Origin of the sequence: Escherichia sp. MOD1-EC5495 (assembly GCF_002965965.1) — a bacterium.
Taxonomy (GTDB): domain Bacteria; phylum Pseudomonadota; class Gammaproteobacteria; order Enterobacterales; family Enterobacteriaceae; genus Escherichia; species Escherichia ruysiae.
Window position 1 is genome coordinate 108,020 of the sequence record NZ_PTRI01000009.1, and the last position, 18,469, is coordinate 126,488.

Below are 18,469 nucleotides of genomic sequence, written 5' to 3' on the forward strand. Positions count from 1 at the left end.
TCAGTTTTATCGGCACTATTTTATCGTGACAGAGAAGATGTGCTGGCTTCGCGGGTTAATCGTTCTACAACGTTTAGTCATGCCTGAAGAACGGATACCGTGGGAGGGGAGTTACTTTGACTACTGATTTGCAGACATCATGTGTGACTGAGTATTGGTGTTAATCGCCACGCCAGCAGTGAATACCTGCTGGCTTTTTTCTTTTTGGCGATTGAGTGCCGGACGGAGTACAAACTAACGCATAAACGCCGGTTGCTTCTCTTCATAAGACGCAATGGCGTCGTCGTGCTGCAGGGTCAGACCGATGCTGTCCAGACCATTCATCATGCAGTGGCGGCGGAAGGTATCAATAGCAAAGCGATAAGTTTTATCACCCGCTTTCACTTCTTGAGCTTCCAGATCCACATCGAAGTGAATCCCCGGATTGGCTTGCACCAACGCAAACAGCTCGTCCACTTCCGCATCGCTTAATTTCACCGGCAGCAACTGGTTGTTAAAGCTGTTACCGTAAAAGATATCGGCGAAACTCGGCGCAATCACCACTTTAAAACCGTAATCAGTCAACGCCCACGGCGCGTGCTCACGCGAGGAACCGCAGCCGAAGTTTTCCCGCGTCAGTAAAATGGATGCGCCCTGATATTGCGGGAAGTTCAGCACGAAATCCGGGTTTGGCTGTTGGCCTTTTTCATCGAGAAAACGCCAGTCGTTAAACAGATGCGCGCCAAAACCAGTGCGCGTCACTTTCTGCAAAAACTGTTTCGGGATGATTGCATCTGTGTCGACATTGGCGGCATCCAGCGGAACCACCAGGCCTGTGTGTTTGATAAATTTCTCTGCCATGGTGTGCTCCTTATTTAATGTTGCGGATATCGGCAAAATGACCAGTAACAGCAGCGGCGGCAGCCATTGCCGGGCTGACCAGATGCGTACGCCCGCCGCGCCCCTGGCGGCCTTCAAAGTTACGGTTGCTGGTGGAGGCACAACGTTCGCCCGGATTCAGACGATCGTTGTTCATCGCCAGACACATTGAGCAGCCAGGCAAGCGCCATTCAAAACCGGCTTCAATAAAGATTTTGTCCAGACCTTCTGCTTCTGCCTGGGCTTTTACCGGACCGGAGCCGGGAACCACCAGCGCCTGTACGCCTGGCGCGACTTTCCGGCCTTTGGCGATTTCCGCTGCCGCGCGTAAATCTTCAATGCGCGAGTTGGTGCAGGAACCAATAAACACTTTGTCGATAGCGACTTCAGTCAGCGGAATACCCGGTTTCAGCCCCATATAGGCCAGTGCTTTTTCTGCCGACGCGCGTTCAACCGGATCGGCAAATGAAGCGGGATCAGGGATATTCTCGTTAACGGAGATCACCTGTCCTGGGTTAGTTCCCCAGGTCACCTGCGGGGCGATCTCTTCTGCCTGTAAAGTAACAACGGTATCGAAAGTTGCACCTTCGTCGGTTTGCAGGGTTTTCCAGTAGGCAACGGCGTCGTCGAAATCTTTGCCCTTCGGCGCATGAAGACGGCCTTTGACATAGTTAAAGGTGGTTTCGTCTGGTGCAACCAGACCGGCTTTCGCGCCCATTTCGATTGCCATATTACACAGGGTCATACGACCTTCCATGCTCAAATTGCGGATCGCTTCGCCGCAAAATTCCACCACATGCCCGGTGCCGCCTGCGCTGCCAGTTTTACCGATAATCGCCAGTACGATATCTTTTGCGGTAATGCCTGGTGCGGCTTTGCCCTGGACTTCAATTTTCATGGTCTTTGCGCGTCCCTGTTTCAGGGTTTGCGTTGCCAGTACGTGTTCAACTTCGGAAGTGCCGATACCAAAGGCCAGTGCGCCAAACGCACCGTGAGTGGCGGTATGAGAGTCACCGCAAACAATGGTCATTCCTGGTAACGTCACGCCCTGTTCTGGTCCCATCACGTGGACGATCCCTTGATACGGGTGATTCAGGTCATACAGCTCGACGCCAAATTCTTTGCAGTTTTTGATCAGCTCCTGCATCTGGATGCGCGCCATTTCTCCGCAGGCATTAATGTCTTTGGTCTGGGTAGAGACGTTGTGATCCATGGTGGCGAAGGTTTTACCCGGCTGACGCACCGGGCGACCGTGGGCGCGCAGACCATCGAACGCCTGCGGTGAGGTCACTTCGTGTACCAGATGGCGGTCGATATATAACAGCGGGGTTTCGTTTTCGGCTTCGTAGACTACGTGAGCGTCGAACAATTTTTCGTATAACGTCTTAGCCATGATTACACCCCTTCAGCCACATAGCGGGCAATGATATCGCCCATTTCATCGGTACTAACGGCGGCAGCGCCACGGGCTAAATCTCCGGTACGAATGCCTTCTTCTAATGCGCGGTTAATGGCGCGTTCAATGGCGGAAGCCGCATCATCGGCATCCAGGCTGTAGCGCAGCAGCAGCGCCAGCGACAGAATTTGCGCAATCGGGTTGGCGATATTTTTGCCTGCGATATCTGGTGCCGAGCCGCCCGCCGGTTCATACAGTCCAAAACCTTGCTCGTTCAGGCTGGCGGAAGGCAACATGCCCATCGAGCCAGTGATCATTGCGCATTCATCAGAAAGAATGTCGCCAAACAGGTTGGAGCACAGCAGAACGTCAAACTGCGATGGATCTTTAATCAGTTGCATGGTGGCGTTGTCGATGTACATATGCGCCAGTTCGACATCCGGATATTCAATGGCGATCTCGTTAACGATCTCTCGCCATAAAATAGAAGATTGCAGCACGTTGGCTTTGTCGATTGAGGTGACTTTGTGGCGACGCTTGCGGGCAGATTCAAACGCGATGCGGGCAATACGCTCGATCTCAAAACGGTGGTACACCTCGGTATCAAACGCTTTTTCATATTGTCCGCTACCTTCGCGGCCTTTGGGCTGACCGAAATAGATGCCGCCAGTCAGTTCGCGTACACACAGGATGTCGAAGCCGTTAGCGGCAATGTCTGCGCGCAGCGGGCAGAACGCTTCCAGCCCCTGATACAGTTTTGCCGGACGCAGGTTGCTGAATAATTTGAAGTGCTTACGCAAAGGCAACAGCGCGCCGCGTTCTGGTTGCTGGTCTGGTGGTAAATGTTCCCACTTCGGGCCTCCAACTGAGCCAAACAGCACAGCATCGGCTTGCTCACAACCTTCAACCGTCGCAGGTGGCAGCGGCTGCCCGTGGTTATCAATGGCTGCGCCGCCTACATCGTAATGGCTGGTGGTGATGCGCATCGCAAAGCGGTTACGCACGGCGTCCAGCACTTTCAGCGCCTGGGTCATCACTTCCGGCCCGATCCCATCTCCGGGCAATACGGCAATATGGTAATTCTTCGACATCACACGGTTTCCTTGTTGTTTTCGTTGTGTTGAGCTTTGCGTTGCAACTCTTTTTCGACTTCTGCGGCGCGCCAGATATTGTTCAGCACGTGTACCATCGCTTTGGCGGAGGACTCGACAATATCGGTAGCCAGGCCGACGCCGTGGAAGCGGCGACCGTTGTAGTTGGCAACAATATCCACCTGACCCAGCGCATCTTTACCGTGACCTTTGGCGGTCAGGCTGTATTTCACCAGTTCGACGTTGTAGTCAGTGATGCGGTTAATTGCCTGGTAGACGGCATCGACCGGACCGTTACCGTTGGCGGCTTCCGCTTTTACTTCCTCGCCACAGACCAGTTTGACGGCAGCGGTGGCGATATCGTTAGAACCAGACTGCACGCTGAAGTAATCCAGACGGAAATGCTCCGGTTCTTCTTGCTGTTTACCGATGAAGGCCAGCGCCTCCAGGTCGTAATCAAACACCTGACCTTTCTTATCTGCCAGTTTCAGAAACGCGTCGTACAGCTTGTCTAAATTATATTCACTTTCTTTATATCCCATCTCATCCATGCGGTGTTTCACCGCCGCACGACCGGAACGAGAGGTCAAATTCAACTGGATTTGGTTCAGACCAATAGATTCTGGTGTCATGATTTCGTAATTTTCGCGATTTTTCAGCACGCCATCCTGGTGAATGCCGGAGGAGTGCGCGAACGCACCGCTGCCGACAATGGCTTTGTTTGCCGGGATCGGCATATTACAAATCTGGCTAACTAACTGGCTGGTGCGCCATATTTCCTGGTGATTAATGGCGGTGTGGACGTTGAGAATATCCTTACGTACCTTGATCGCCATGATCACTTCTTCCAGCGAACAGTTACCGGCACGCTCGCCGATCCCGTTCATCGCGCCTTCTACCTGCCGCGCGCCGGCATGTACCGCCGCCAGTGAGTTGCCGACCGCCAGACCCAAATCATCGTGGGTATGTACGGAAATAATGGCTTTATCGATGTTGGGTACGCGTTCATACAGGCCGCTGATGATTCCGGCGAACTCAAACGGCATGGTGTAGCCCACGGTATCCGGAATGTTGATGGTGGTGGCACCGGCGTTAATCGCCGCTTCGACCACTCGCGCCAGGTCGGCAATCGGTGTGCGTCCGGCATCTTCGCAAGAAAATTCAACATCATCGGTGTAATTGCGTGCGCGTTTCACCATATAGATGGCGCGTTCGATCACCTCATCCAGCGTGCTGCGCAGCTTGGTGGCGATGTGCATTGGGGAGGTGGCAATAAAGGTATGAATACGGAAGGCTTCGGCGACTTTCAGAGATTCGGCCGCTACGTCGATATCTTTTTCCACGCAGCGGGCTAACGCACATACGCGGCTGTTTTTAACCTTGCGGGCGATGGTTTGCACTGATTCAAAATCGCCCGGCGAAGAGACGGGAAAACCGACTTCCATCACGTCGACCCCCATACGCTCAAGACCCAGCGCAATTTGCAGTTTTTCTTTCACACTCAAGCTTGCCTGTAACGCCTGTTCACCGTCGCGCAATGTGGTATCGAAAATAATGACTTGCTGGCTCATGGTTTGGGTCCTTGTCTCTTTTAGAGCGCCTCGCTTCGGGCATAAAAAAACCCGCGCAATGGCGCGGGTTTTTTGTTTGACTGCGTGCTGGCTTAATGCTGAATGCCGCTCACTCGTCTACCGCGCAAAGAAGATGCGTTTAGTAGTAGTAGACCGATAAAGCGAACGATGTGAGTCATTAAATCAGCTCCAGATGAATGCGATATGCTTTTAGAGTTACTGGATACAAAAACGGATGTCAACCCTGATGCAACAAAAACGTCCCGCCAGCATGAGTTCTGCATGAGTTGAATTAGCTAATTGTGCTGCGCGGGTTTAAACAGTCGATATTAATTTCTGCTTAACCACACATACCTTTCATTGGTGGACATACTTCAGAATAATTTATGGCATTTAATCAATGAGGTAAAAGGAGGGAAATTTATTCTTTACCCTGTCTATCCTGATGATTTTTATTGAATTATATTTTGAGTGAATGTTTTGATATTGATTTTATGAATATTATTGATCGATTAATGTTAAGAATTAATGCATCAAATATATAAATTAATTATTAAATGCGCACGTTTAATCCATTTTTGGGATGATTGAGTATTCGCGGGAGTTATGATTAGATTGTTTTCGCAACAAAAACATTATGGATTATTATGCTGTGGTGAATGACTCTTCGCACGGCAATGGATTCTGTTTTTATCAGAACCCGTATCTTTATGTTTTCCTAATTTTACGCATTTTTCTTTTTCTTATTTTATATGCATGGTAAATCATATTTTTCAGGATTATTTCTCTGCATTCCAATAAGGGAAAGGGAGTTAAGTGTGACAGTGGAGTTAATTATGTCAGAGGTAAAAACAGATCATCCAGAAATTGCGGAGTTAAGCAAGCCACAGCTACGCATGGTCGATCTAAACTTATTAACCGTTTTCGATGCCGTGATGCAGGAGCAGAACATTACCCGTGCCGCGCATGTTCTGGGTATGTCGCAACCAGCGGTCAGTAACGCTGTTGCACGCCTGAAGGTGATGTTTAATGATGAACTGTTTGTTCGTTATGGGCGTGGTATCCAACCGACTGCCCGCGCTTTTCAACTTTTTGGCTCTGTGCGTCAGGCGCTGCAATTAGTGCAAAACGAATTACCCGGTTCAGGTTTTGAGCCGGCCAGCAGCGAACGTGTATTCCATCTTTGCGTTTGCAGCCCGCTAGATAGCATTCTGACCTCGCAGATTTATAATCACATTGAGCAAATCGCGCCAAATATTCATGTGATATTCAAGTCTTCATTAAACCAGAACACCGAACATCAGCTACGTTATCAGGAAACGGAGTTCGTTATTAGTTATGAAGACTTCCATCGTCCTGAATTTACCAGCGTGCCATTATTTAAAGATGAAATGGTACTGGTAGCCAGCAAGAACCATCCGACTATTAAAGGACCATTACTGAAACATGACGTTTATAACGAACAACATGCGGCAGTTTCGCTCGATCGTTTCGCGTCGTTTAGTCAACCGTGGTACGACACAGTAGATAAACAAGGCAGTATCGCTTATCAGGGAATGGCAATGATGAGCGTCCTTAGCGTGGTGTCGCAAACTCATCTGGTTGCTATTGCGCCTCGTTGGCTGGCTGAAGAGTTCGCTGAATCCTTAGAGTTACAGGTATTACCGCTGCCGTTAAAACAAAACAGCAGAACCTGTTATCTCTCCTGGCATGAAGCTGCCGGGCGTGATAAAGGCCATCAATGGATGGAAGAGCAATTAGTCTCTATTTGTAAACGTTAAGCAAAGGCAGAATAAATCAGGCGCGTAATTCTGGTTTATTCTGCATTTTTTATTAAATGTAGAATTTTATTCTGAATACATGTTTGCCCTGATTTTAGAAATAATGAAAAAATAGAGAAATTGCTGTAACTGGTCGAATTTGACCGATTTATTATCAATTCTGTCCGCCATTCTGGATTATTTTATCGTTTATTTTCTCCTTTCCTCCTGTTTATTCTTATTTCTTCACGCTTGTGACTCTGCTTGTCAATTGCTTAAGCAAGATCGGACGGTTAATGTGTTTTACACATTTTTTCCGCCAAACAGTGAGGCAAGCCATGGAGATGTTGTCTGGAGCCGAGATGGTCGTCCGATCGCTTATCGATCAGGGCGTTAAACAAGTATTCGGTTATCCCGGAGGCGCAGTCCTTGATATTTACGATGCATTGCATACCGTGGGCGGTATTGATCACGTATTAGTTCGTCATGAGCAGGCAGCGGTACATATGGCCGATGGCCTGGCGCGCGCGACCGGAGAAGTGGGCGTTGTGCTGGTGACATCGGGTCCTGGAGCCACCAACGCAATTACCGGTATCGCCACCGCCTATATGGACTCCATTCCGCTGGTTATCCTTTCCGGGCAGGTGGCAACCTCGCTGATAGGTTACGATGCCTTTCAGGAGTGTGACATGGTGGGAATTTCCCGGCCGGTGGTTAAACACAGTTTTCTGGTTAAGCAAACGGAAGACATTCCGCAGGTGCTGAAAAAGGCTTTCTGGCTGGCGGCAAGCGGGCGTCCTGGTCCGGTGGTGGTTGATTTACCGAAAGATATTCTTAATCCGGCGAACAAATTACCTTACGTCTGGCCGGAATCGGTCAGTATGCGCTCGTATAACCCGACAACGTTGGGTCATAAAGGGCAGATTAAACGTGCACTACAAACGCTGGCTGCGGCGAAAAAACCGGTCGTTTACGTAGGCGGTGGCGCAGTGACTGCGGCTTGCCATCAACAACTCAAACAGATTATTGAGCAACTTAATCTTCCTGTCGTCTCGTCATTAATGGGATTAGGCGCGTTTCCGGCAACGCATCGTCAGGCGCTGGGAATGCTGGGAATGCACGGCACTTACGAAGCCAATATGACAATGCATAATGCCGATGTCATTTTTGCGGTTGGCGTACGCTTTGATGATCGCACTACTAACAATCTGGCAAAGTACTGCCCAAATGCGACGGTGTTACATATTGATATCGATCCAACCTCTATCTCAAAAACCGTGACCGCCGACATCCCGATCGTTGGCGATGCGCGGCTGGTGTTGGATCAAATGCTGGAGTTGCTGGCACAAGAAACGGCTCACCAACCGTTGGATGAAATCCGTGATTGGTGGCAGAAAATTGAACAGTGGCGCGCTCGCCAGTGCCTTAAATACGACACTCGGAGCGAAAAGATTAAACCGCAGGCGGTGATAGAGACGCTCTGGCGACTGACGAAGGGGGACGCTTACGTTACGTCCGACGTCGGGCAGCACCAGATGTTCGCCGCACTTTATTATCCTTTCGACAAACCGCGTCGCTGGATCAACTCCGGTGGCCTTGGCACCATGGGTTTTGGTTTACCTGCGGCACTGGGCGTCAAAATGGCGCTGCCGGAAGAGACTGTGGTCTGCGTTACTGGCGACGGCAGTATTCAGATGAACATTCAGGAACTGTCTACTGCCTTGCAATACGAGCTTCCGGTGTTGGTGGTGAATCTAAATAACCGCTATCTGGGGATGGTGAAACAGTGGCAGGACATGATCTATTCCGGTCGTCATTCACAATCTTATATGCAATCTCTGCCAGATTTCGTCCGTCTGGCAGAAGCCTATGGTCATGTTGGTATCCAGATTTCGCGCCCGGATGAGCTGGAAAGTAAACTTGGCGAGGCGCTGGAACAGGTACGAAATAATCGCTTGGTATTTGTTGATGTCACCGTCGATGGCAGTGAGCACGTTTATCCGATGCAGATTCGCGGAGGCGGAATGGATGAAATGTGGTTAAGCAAAACGGAGAGAACCTGATTATGCGCCGGATATTATCAGTATTACTCGAAAATGAATCAGGCGCGTTATCCCGCGTGATCGGCCTTTTTGCCCAGCGTGGCTATAACATTGAAAGCCTGACCGTTGCGCCAACCGACGATCCGACATTATCGCGTATGACCATCCAGACCGTGGGCGATGAAAAAGTGCTTGAGCAAATCGAAAAGCAATTACACAAGCTGGTCGATGTGTTGCGCGTGAGCGAGCTGGGGCAGGGCGCGCACGTTGAGCGGGAGATTATGCTGGTGAAAATTCAGGCCAGCGGCTATGGACGTGACGAAGTGAAACGCAATACGGAAATATTTCGTGGGCAAATCATTGATGTCACGCCTTCGCTTTATACCGTTCAACTGGCAGGCACCAGCGATAAACTCGACGCATTTTTAGCATCGATTCGCGATGTGGCGAAAATTGTTGAAGTTGCCCGCTCCGGCGTCGTCGGTCTTTCGCGCGGCGATAAAATAATGCGTTGAGAATGATCTCAATGCGCAATTTGCAGCCCAATAAGTCACGTTGGGCTTTTTTTGCGAATTTAGTAGGAACCTGGAATAAAAGCAGTTGCCGCAGTTAATTTTCTGCGCTTAGATGTTAATGAATTTAATCCATACCAGTACAATGGTTATGGTTTTTACATTTTACGCAAGGGGCAATTGTGAAACTGGATGAAATCGCTCGGCTGGCGGGAGTGTCGCGGACCACTGCAAGCTATGTTATTAACGGCAAAGCGAAGCAATACCGTGTGAGCGACAAAACCGTTGAGAAAGTCATGGCAGTGGTGCGTGAGCACAATTACCACCCGAATGCCGTGGCGGCTGGGCTTCGTGCTGGACGCACACGTTCTATTGGTCTTGTTATCCCCGATCTTGAGAACACAAGTTATACCCGCATTGCTAACTATCTTGAACGCCAGGCGCGTCAACGCGGTTATCAGCTACTCATTGCTTGTTCCGAAGATCAGCCAGACAACGAAATGCGTTGTATTGAGCATCTTTTACAACGTCAGGTCGATGCCATCATTGTTTCGACTTCGCTGCCGCCAGAGCATCCTTTCTATCAACGCTGGGCTAATGACCCGTTCCCGATTGTCGCGCTGGATCGCGCCCTCGATCGTGAACATTTCACCAGCGTGGTTGGTGCCGACCAGGATGATGCTGAAATGTTGGCGGAAGAGTTACGTAAGTTTCCGGCCGAAACGGTACTTTATCTTGGCGCGCTGCCGGAGCTTTCTGTCAGCTTCCTGCGTGAGCAGGGTTTCCGTACTGCCTGGAAAGATGATCCGCGCGAAGTGCATTTCCTTTATGCCAATAGCTATGAGCGGGAAGCTGCTGCCCAGTTATTCGAAAAATGGCTGGAAACGCATCCGATGCCGCAGGCGCTGTTCACTACCTCTTTTGCATTGTTGCAGGGAGTGATGGATGTCACGCTGCGCCGCGATGGTAAACTGCCTTCCGATCTGGCGATTGCCACCTTTGGCGATAACGAATTGCTCGACTTCTTACAATGTCCTGTGCTGGCAGTGGCTCAGCGTCATCGGGATGTCGCAGAGCGCGTGCTGGAGATTGTCCTGGCGAGTCTGGATGAGCCGCGTAAGCCAAAACCAGGTTTAACGCGCATCAAACGAAATCTCTATCGTCGCGGCGTCCTCAGCCGTAGCTAAACGTTAAACAAAAAATGATGCGCTGGTTGATTGCGGCTGGCGCATTGAGTACGTAATTGGACATCAATATCCTTTATGTAAATAAGACTATTCCTGACTATTATCCATAAGACCTTCTAAATATCTCACCAATTAACTTCATTCGATGTGCTTAATGATAATTAAGTCGTAACGATGGATTGCGATTGCATTATTTTGTTACATGCAAATCGGCAATTGCCGATTAAACAAACACTTTTCTAATCTTTTACGCAAAGTCGCTGGCGTCAGGCATGGTGCGTGCGCAACAGGGACTGTTATCCGGGGGCGATATGTCCTAAAATGCCGCTCGCGTCGCAAACTGACACTTTATATTTTCATTAAGGAAAAAGAAGTCGTTTTTAAAACGGTAATGATGAGTGGGATTTTTTCTTACAACTATTCATAACGTTAATTTGCTTCGTTCGTTGGGCGATTTTTAAACAATGCAGATATTAGTCGTAAACATCGGGTTTTTTGCTTCGGTAAGGAATGTTCCTGGCTTGACAAGCTTTTCCTCCGCTCCGTAAACTCCTTTTAGTGGGAATTTGTGGGATAAAGTGGTAATTGGGGGAAGACTGGCATGTTCCGGGGAGCAACGTTAGTCAATCTCGACAGTAAAGGGCGCTTATCGGTGCCCACCCGTTATCGGGAAGAGCTGCTCGGGAACGCTGCCGGTCAAATGGTGTGTACCATTGACATTCATCACCCATGTCTGCTGCTTTACCCCCTTCCTGAATGGGAAATTATCGAGCAAAAATTATCGCGTCTGTCGAGCATGAACCCGGTTGAGCGCCGTGTGCAGCGCCTTCTGTTAGGTCATGCCAGCGAATGTCAGATGGATGGCGCAGGTCGATTGTTAATCGCGCCAGTACTGCGGCAACATGCCGGGCTGACAAAAGAAGTGATGTTGGTTGGACAGTTCAATAAGTTTGAGCTGTGGGATGAAACAACCTGGCATCAACAAGTCAGGGAAGATATCGACGCAGAACAGTTGGCTACCGAAAACTTATCGGAGCGGCTGCAGGACTTGTCTCTATAAAATGATGGAAAACTATAAACATACTACGGTGCTGTTGGATGAAGCCGTAAATGGCCTCAATATCCGTCCTGACGGTATCTACATTGATGGAACTTTTGGTCGCGGTGGTCACTCACGTCTGATCCTCTCGCAGCTTGGCGAAGAGGGGCGTTTGCTGGCGATCGATCGCGACCCGCAGGCTATTGCCGTTGCGAAGACTATTGATGATCCGCGCTTCTCCATCATACATGGACCTTTCTCCGCGCTGGGCGAATACGTCGCCGAGCGTGATCTTATCGGCAAGATTGATGGCATTCTCCTCGATCTTGGTGTCTCTTCACCGCAACTCGATGATGCTGAACGCGGTTTTTCCTTTATGCGCGATGGCCCGCTGGACATGCGTATGGATCCGACGCGCGGTCAATCCGCTGCTGAATGGCTACAAACTGCCGAAGAAGCCGATATCGCCTGGGTATTAAAAACGTATGGCGAAGAACGTTTCGCTAAACGCATTGCGCGCGCCATTGTCGAGCGTAACCGCGAACAGCCGATGACCCGCACCAAAGAACTGGCGGAAGTCGTTGCTGCCGCAACGCCGGTGAAGGACAAATTCAAACATCCTGCGACCCGTACCTTCCAGGCGGTGCGCATCTGGGTAAACAGTGAACTGGAGGAGATAGAGCAGGCGCTAAAAAGCTCGCTCAACGTGTTGGCGCCAGGTGGGCGGCTTTCGATCATCAGTTTTCATTCGCTGGAAGACCGTATTGTGAAACGCTTTATGCGTGAAAACAGTCGTGGTTCGCAAGTACCGGCAGGATTACCGATGACTGAAGAGCAGCTCAAAAAACTGGGTGGCCGTCAGTTGCGAGCATTAGGCAAGTTGATGCCGGGCGAAGAAGAGGTGGCAGAGAACCCTCGTGCCCGTAGTTCAGTTCTGCGTATTGCAGAGAGGACGAACGCATGATCAGCAGAGTGACAGAAGCTCTAAGCAAAGTTAAAGGATCGATGGGAAGCCACGAGCGCCATGCCTTGCCTGGCGTCATCGGTGACGATCTTTTGCGATTTGGGAAGCTGCCACTCTGCCTGTTCATTTGCATTATTTTGACGGCGGTGACTGTGGTGACCACAGCACACCATACCCGTTTGCTGACCGCTCAGCGCGAACAACTGGTGCTGGAGCGAGACGCTTTAGACATTGAATGGCGCAACCTGATTCTTGAAGAGAACGCGCTCGGCGACCATAGCCGGGTGGAAAGGATCGCTACGGAGAAGCTGCAAATGCAGCATGTCGATCCATCACAAGAAAATATCGTAGTGCAAAAATAAGGATAAACGCGACGCATGAAAGCAGCGGCGAAAACGCAGAAACCAAAACGTCAGGAAGAACATGCCAACTTTATCAGTTGGCGTTTTGCGTTGTTATGCGGCTGTATTTTACTGGCGCTGGCTTTTCTGCTCGGGCGCGTAGCGTGGTTACAGGTTATCTCCCCGGATATGTTGGTGAAAGAGGGCGACATGCGTTCTCTTCGCGTTCAACAAGTATCCACCTCACGCGGCATGATTACTGACCGCTCTGGTCGCCCATTAGCGGTAAGTGTGCCGGTAAAAGCGATCTGGGCTGACCCAAAAGAAGTGCATGACGCTGGCGGTATCAGCGTCGGTGACCGCTGGAAGGCGCTGGCTAACGCGCTTAACATTCCACTGGATCAGCTCTCAGCCCGCATTAACGCCAACCCGAAAGGACGCTTTATTTATCTGGCGCGTCAGGTAAACCCTGACATGGCGGACTACATCAAAAAACTGAAACTGCCGGGGATTCATCTGCGTGAAGAGTCTCGCCGTTACTATCCGTCCGGCGAAGTGACCGCTCACCTCATCGGCTTTACCAACGTCGATAGCCAGGGGATTGAGGGCGTCGAGAAGAGTTTCGATAAATGGCTTACCGGGCAACCTGGTGAACGTATTGTGCGTAAAGACCGCTACGGTCGCGTAATTGAAGATATTTCTTCTACCGACAGCCAGGCGGCGCACAACCTTGCGCTGAGTATTGATGAACGCCTGCAGGCGCTGGTTTATCGCGAACTGAACAACGCGGTGGCCTTTAACAAGGCGGAATCCGGTAGTGCCGTGCTGGTGGATGTCAACACTGGCGAAGTGCTGGCGATGGCTAACAGCCCGTCTTATAACCCCAACAATCTGAGTGGCACGCCAAAAGAGGCGATGCGTAACCGTACCATCACCGACGTCTTTGAACCAGGTTCAACCGTCAAGCCGATGGTGGTGATGACCGCGTTGCAGCGCGGCGTGGTGCGAGAAAACTCAGTACTGAATACCGTTCCTTATCGAATTAACGGCCACGAAATCAAAGACGTGGCGCGCTACAGCGAATTAACCCTGACCGGGGTATTACAGAAGTCGAGTAACGTCGGTGTTTCCAAGCTGGCGTTAGCGATGCCGTCCTCAGCGTTAGTAGATACTTACTCACGTTTTGGACTGGGAAAAGCGACCAATTTGGGGTTGGTCGGAGAACGCAGTGGCTTATATCCTCAAAAACAACGGTGGTCTGACATAGAGAGGGCCACCTTCTCTTTCGGCTACGGGCTAATGGTAACACCGTTACAGTTAGCGCGAGTCTACGCAACTATCGGCAGCTACGGCATTTATCGCCCGCTGTCGATTACCAAAGTTGACCCCCCGGTTCCCGGTGAACGAGTCTTCCCGGAATCCATTGTCCGCACCGTGGTGCATATGATGGAAAGCGTGGCGCTACCGGGCGGCGGCGGCGTGAAGGCGGCGATTAAAGGCTATCGTATCGCTATTAAAACCGGTACTGCGAAAAAGGTCGGGCCGGACGGTCGCTACATCAATAAATATATTGCTTATACCGCAGGCGTTGCGCCTGCGAGTCAGCCGCGCTTCGCGCTGGTTGTTGTTATCAACGATCCGCAGGCGGGTAAATACTACGGCGGCGCCGTTTCCGCGCCGGTCTTTGGTGCCATCATGGGCGGCGTATTGCGCACCATGAACATCGAGCCGGATGCGCTGACAACGGGTGATAAAAATGAATTTGTGATTAATCAAGGCGAGGGGACAGGTGGCAGATCGTAATTTGCGCGACCTTCTTGCTCCGTGGGTGCCAGACGCACCTTCGCGAGCACTGCGAGAGATGACACTCGACAGCCGTGTGGCTGCGGCGGGCGATCTCTTTGTAGCTGTAGTAGGTCATCAGGCGGACGGGCGTCGATATATCCCGCAGGCGATAGCGCAAGGTGTGGCTGCCATTATTGCAGAGGCGAAAGATGAGGCGACCGACGGTGAAATCCGTGAAATGCACGGCGTACCGGTCATCTATCTCAGCCAGCTCAATGAGCGTTTATCTGCACTGGCGGGCCGCTTTTACCATGAACCCTCTGACAATTTACGTCTCGTGGGCGTAACGGGCACCAACGGCAAAACCACGACTACCCAGCTTCTGGCGCAGTGGAGCCAACTGCTTGGCGAAACCAGCGCGGTAATGGGCACTGTTGGTAACGGCCTGCTGGGGAAAGTCATCCCGACGGAAAATACCACCGGATCGGCAGTTGACGTTCAGCATGAGCTGGCGGGGCTAGTGGATCAGGGCGCGACTTTTTGCGCGATGGAAGTTTCCTCCCACGGACTGGTACAGCACCGTGTGGCGGCATTGAAATTTGCGGCGTCAGTTTTTACCAACTTAAGCCGCGATCACCTTGATTATCATGGTGATATGGAACACTACGAAGCCGCGAAATGGTTGCTTTATTCTGAACATCATTGCGGTCAGGCGATTGTTAACGCTGATGATGAAGTGGGTCGCCGCTGGCTGGCAAAACTACCAGACGCGGTTGCGGTGTCGATGGAAGACAATATCAATCCGAACTGTCACTGTCGTTGGCTGAAAGTGACCGATGTGAACTATCACGACAGCGGTGCGACTATCCGCTTCACCTCAAGCTGGGGCGATGGCGAAATAGAAAGTCGCCTGATGGGCGCTTTTAACGTCAGCAACCTGATGCTGGCGCTGGCGACACTGCTGGCGCTGGGTTATCCGCTGGCCGATCTGCTAAAAACCGCCGCACGTCTGCAACCGGTTTGCGGACGTATGGAAGTGTTCACTGCGCCAGGCAAACCGACGGTGGTGGTGGATTACGCGCATACGCCGGATGCACTGGAAAAAGCCTTACAGGCGGCGCGTCTGCACTGTGCGGGCAAGCTGTGGTGCGTCTTCGGCTGCGGCGGCGATCGTGATAAAGGCAAGCGTCCACTGATGGGCGCAATTGCCGAAGAGTTTGCTGACGTGGCGGTGGTGACGGACGATAACCCGCGTACCGAAGAACCGCGCGCCATCATCAACGATATTCTGGCGGGAATGTTAGACGCCGGACATGCCAAAGTGATGGAAGGCCGCGCTGAAGCGGTGACTTGCGCCGTTATGCAGGCTAAAGAGAATGATGTGGTGCTGGTCGCGGGCAAAGGCCATGAAGATTACCAGATTGTTGGCAACCAGCGTCTGGACTACTCCGATCGTGTCACGGTGGCGCGTCTGCTGGGGGTGATCGCATGATTAGCGTAACCCTTAGCCAACTGGCGAACATTCTCAACGGTGAACTGCAAGGGGCAGATATCACCCTTGATGCCGTAACGACTGACACCCGTAAACTGACGCCGGGCTGCCTGTTTGTTGCCCTGAAAGGCGAACGTTTCGATGCCCATGATTTTGCCGACCAGGCGAAAGCTGGCGGCGCGGGCGCGCTGCTGGTTAGCCGTCCGCTGGACATCGAGCTGCCACAGTTAATCGTCAAGGATACGCGTCTGGCGTTTGGTGAACTGGCTGCATGGGTTCGCCAGCAAGTTCCGGCGCGCGTGGTTGCTCTGACCGGTTCCTCCGGCAAAACCTCTGTGAAAGAGATGACGGCGGCGATTTTAAGCCAGTGCGGGAAGACGCTTTATACGGCTGGCAACCTCAACAATGACATCGGCGTGCCGATGACGCTGCTGCGCTTAACGCCAGAATACGACTACGCAGTCATTGAACTTGGTGCGAACCATCAGGGCGAAATTGCCTGGACAGTAAGCCTGACCCGCCCGGAAGCCGCGCTGGTCAACAACCTGGCGGCGGCGCATCTGGAAGGCTTCGGTTCTTTGGCGGGCGTGGCAAAAGCGAAAGGCGAAATCTTTACCGGCCTGCCGGAAAACGGTATCGCCATTATGAATGCCGACAATAACGACTGGTTGAACTGGCAAAGCGTGATTGGCAATCGCAAAGTGTGGCGTTTCTCACCCAATGCCGCCAACAGCGATTTCACCGCCACCAATATTCATGTGACCTCGCACGGTACTGAATTTACTCTGCAAACTCCAACGGGTAGCGTCGATGTCCTGCTGCCGCTGCCGGGGCGTCACAATATTGCGAATGCATTGGCTGCTGCGGCGCTCTCCATGTCCGTGGGCGCAACGCTTGATGCCATCAAAGCAGGGCTGGCAAATCTACAGGCTGTTCCTGGCCGTTTGTTCCCCATCCAACTGGCGGAAAACCAGTTGCTGCTCGACGACTCCTACAACGCTAACGTCGGCTCCATGACCGCCGCTGTTCAGGTTCTGGCTGAGATGCCGGGCTACCGTGTACTGGTCGTTGGCGATATGGCGGAACTGGGCGCTGAAAGCGAAGCCTGCCATGTACAGGTGGGCGAAGCGGCAAAAGCTGCCGGTATTGACCGCGTGTTAAGCGTGGGTAAACAAAGCCATGCTATCAGCACCGCCAGCGACGTTGGCGAACATTTTGCTGATAAAACTGCGTTAATTACGCGTCTTAAATCACTGATTGCTGAGCAACAGGTAATTACGATTTTAGTTAAGGGTTCACGTAGTGCTGCCATGGAAGAGGTAGTACGCGCTTTACAGGAGAATGGGACATGTTAGTTTGGCTGGCCGAACATTTGGTCAAATATTATTCCGGCTTTAACGTCTTTTCCTATCTGACGTTTCGCGCCATCGTCAGCCTGCTGACCGCGCTGTTCATCTCATTGTGGATGGGGCCGCGCATGATTGCTCATCTGCAAAAACTCTCCTTTGGTCAGGTAGTGCGTAACGATGGCCCGGAATCGCACTTCAGCAAGCGCGGTACGCCGACCATGGGCGGGATTATGATCCTGACAGCGATTGTGATCTCCGTACTGCTGTGGGCTTACCCGTCTAACCCGTATGTCTGGTGCGTACTGGTAGTGCTGGTCGGCTACGGCATCATTGGCTTCGTTGATGACTATCGCAAAGTCGTGCGTAAAGACACCAAAGGGTTGATCGCACGTTGGAAGTATTTCTGGATGTCGGTCATTGCGCTGGGTGTTGCTTTCGCTTTGTATCTTGCCGGGAAAGACACGCCAGCAACGCAACTGGTTGTACCGTTCTTTAAAGATGTGATGCCGCAGTTAGGTTTGTTCTACATCCTGCTGGCCTACTTCGTTATTGTCGGCACCGGTAACGCGGTAAACCTGACCGATGGTCTTGATGGCCTGGCGATTATGCCGACCGTATTTGTCGCCGGTGGTTTTGCGCTGGTGGCGTGGGCGACCGGCAACATGAACTTTGCCAGCTATTTACACATACCGTATCTGCGACACGCAGGGGAACTGGTCATTGTCTGCACCGCGATAGTCGGAGCAGGGCTGGGCTTCCTGTGGTTTAACACCTATCCGGCACAGGTCTTTATGGGCGATGTTGGTTCGCTGGCGTTAGGCGGCGCGTTGGGCATTATCGCCGTACTGCTGCGTCAGGAATTCCTGCTGGTGATTATGGGCGGCGTGTTTGTCGTCGAAACCCTGTCGGTTATTTTGCAAGTCGGCTCCTTTAAACTGCGCGGGCAACGTATTTTCCGCATGGCGCCGATTCATCACCACTATGAACTGAAAGGCTGGCCGGAACCGCGCGTCATTGTGCGTTTCTGGATTATTTCGCTGATGCTGGTCCTGATTGGTCTGGCAACGCTGAAGGTACGTTAA

The 18,469-nt window shown here is 51.6% G+C and carries 17 protein-coding genes; 12 read left to right on the plus strand and 5 right to left on the minus strand.

What is annotated here, in order from left to right:
* Window positions 1–234: 234 nt before the first annotated feature.
* From leuD to leuL, 5 genes are all read right to left on the minus strand, one after another.
* Window positions 235–840: a 3-isopropylmalate dehydratase small subunit gene (gene leuD / locus BEG40_RS09320; protein WP_105285288.1), complete on the minus strand. Its 606-nt coding sequence runs from the start codon at window positions 838–840 to the stop codon at window positions 235–237.
* A gap of 10 nt (window positions 841–850) precedes the next feature.
* A complete protein-coding gene (leuC, locus tag BEG40_RS09325; RefSeq protein ID WP_001140670.1) occupies window positions 851–2,251 on the minus strand; it encodes a 3-isopropylmalate dehydratase large subunit in 1,401 nt (466 codons plus the stop codon).
* 2 nt (window positions 2,252–2,253) lie between these two features.
* Window positions 2,254–3,345 (minus strand): 3-isopropylmalate dehydrogenase, encoded by a 1,092-nt coding sequence (gene leuB / locus BEG40_RS09330; protein ID WP_000042349.1) that lies wholly within the window; start codon window positions 3,343–3,345, stop codon window positions 2,254–2,256.
* Window positions 3,345–4,916, minus strand: coding sequence for a 2-isopropylmalate synthase (gene leuA, locus BEG40_RS09335; RefSeq protein ID WP_105285289.1), 1,572 nt, complete (start codon window positions 4,914–4,916; stop codon window positions 3,345–3,347). Before leuA ends, leuB begins: the two co-directional genes overlap by 1 nt.
* A 92-nt stretch (window positions 4,917–5,008) precedes the next feature.
* Window positions 5,009–5,095: a leu operon leader peptide gene (leuL, locus tag BEG40_RS09340; RefSeq protein WP_001300467.1), complete on the minus strand. Its 87-nt coding sequence runs from the start codon at window positions 5,093–5,095 to the stop codon at window positions 5,009–5,011.
* A 657-nt stretch (window positions 5,096–5,752) separates the two neighbouring features.
* Between leuL and leuO the strand changes: the two genes are divergently transcribed.
* The 12 genes from leuO to mraY all read left to right on the plus strand — a co-directional run bounded on the left by leuO (window position 5,753) and on the right by mraY (window position 18,469).
* On the plus strand, window positions 5,753–6,697 hold the full coding sequence (gene leuO, locus BEG40_RS09345) for a transcriptional regulator LeuO (RefSeq protein ID WP_010355140.1): 945 nt from the start codon (window positions 5,753–5,755) through the stop codon (window positions 6,695–6,697).
* 317 nt (window positions 6,698–7,014) lie between these two features.
* On the plus strand, window positions 7,015–8,739 hold the full coding sequence (gene ilvI / locus BEG40_RS09350; protein WP_000425627.1) for an acetolactate synthase 3 large subunit: 1,725 nt from the start codon (window positions 7,015–7,017) through the stop codon (window positions 8,737–8,739).
* Between the two features lie 2 nt (window positions 8,740–8,741).
* Window positions 8,742–9,233 carry an acetolactate synthase small subunit gene (gene ilvN, locus BEG40_RS09355; protein WP_010355142.1) on the plus strand — a complete coding sequence of 164 codons (492 nt, stop codon included), beginning with the start codon at window positions 8,742–8,744 and terminating at the stop codon, window positions 9,231–9,233.
* Between the two features lie 11 nt (window positions 9,234–9,244).
* Window positions 9,245–9,331 carry a fruR/shl operon leader peptide gene (locus BEG40_RS21735; RefSeq protein WP_123058462.1) on the plus strand — a complete coding sequence of 29 codons (87 nt, stop codon included), beginning with the start codon at window positions 9,245–9,247 and terminating at the stop codon, window positions 9,329–9,331.
* Window positions 9,332–9,412: 81 nt separating this feature from the next.
* Complete coding sequence (gene cra / locus BEG40_RS09360; RefSeq protein ID WP_000762401.1) at window positions 9,413–10,417, plus strand: catabolite repressor/activator; 1,005 nt, start codon at window positions 9,413–9,415, stop codon at window positions 10,415–10,417.
* Between the two features lie 601 nt (window positions 10,418–11,018).
* Window positions 11,019–11,477: a division/cell wall cluster transcriptional repressor MraZ gene (gene mraZ / locus BEG40_RS09365; protein ID WP_000488288.1), complete on the plus strand. Its 459-nt coding sequence runs from the start codon at window positions 11,019–11,021 to the stop codon at window positions 11,475–11,477.
* Window position 11,478: 1 nt separating this feature from the next.
* The gene (gene rsmH, locus BEG40_RS09370; protein ID WP_105285290.1) at window positions 11,479–12,420 is read left to right on the plus strand and encodes a 16S rRNA (cytosine(1402)-N(4))-methyltransferase RsmH; all 942 of its coding nucleotides are present in this window, start codon (window positions 11,479–11,481) and stop codon (window positions 12,418–12,420) included.
* Window positions 12,417–12,782, plus strand: coding sequence for a cell division protein FtsL (gene ftsL / locus BEG40_RS09375; protein WP_000625658.1), 366 nt, complete (start codon window positions 12,417–12,419; stop codon window positions 12,780–12,782). The genes rsmH and ftsL overlap by 4 nt, the downstream gene beginning before the upstream one ends.
* 15 nt (window positions 12,783–12,797) lie before the next feature.
* The gene (ftsI, locus tag BEG40_RS09380; RefSeq protein ID WP_000642204.1) at window positions 12,798–14,564 is read left to right on the plus strand and encodes a peptidoglycan glycosyltransferase FtsI; all 1,767 of its coding nucleotides are present in this window, start codon (window positions 12,798–12,800) and stop codon (window positions 14,562–14,564) included.
* A complete protein-coding gene (murE, locus tag BEG40_RS09385) occupies window positions 14,551–16,038 on the plus strand; it encodes a UDP-N-acetylmuramoyl-L-alanyl-D-glutamate--2,6-diaminopimelate ligase (protein ID WP_105285291.1) in 1,488 nt (495 codons plus the stop codon). Before ftsI ends, murE begins: the two co-directional genes overlap by 14 nt.
* Complete coding sequence (murF, locus tag BEG40_RS09390; RefSeq protein WP_105285292.1) at window positions 16,035–17,393, plus strand: UDP-N-acetylmuramoyl-tripeptide--D-alanyl-D-alanine ligase; 1,359 nt, start codon at window positions 16,035–16,037, stop codon at window positions 17,391–17,393. The genes murE and murF overlap by 4 nt, the downstream gene beginning before the upstream one ends.
* Entirely contained in the window at window positions 17,387–18,469 is a 1,083-nt protein-coding gene (mraY, locus tag BEG40_RS09395; protein WP_000964122.1) for a phospho-N-acetylmuramoyl-pentapeptide-transferase, read from the plus strand. The genes murF and mraY overlap by 7 nt, the downstream gene beginning before the upstream one ends.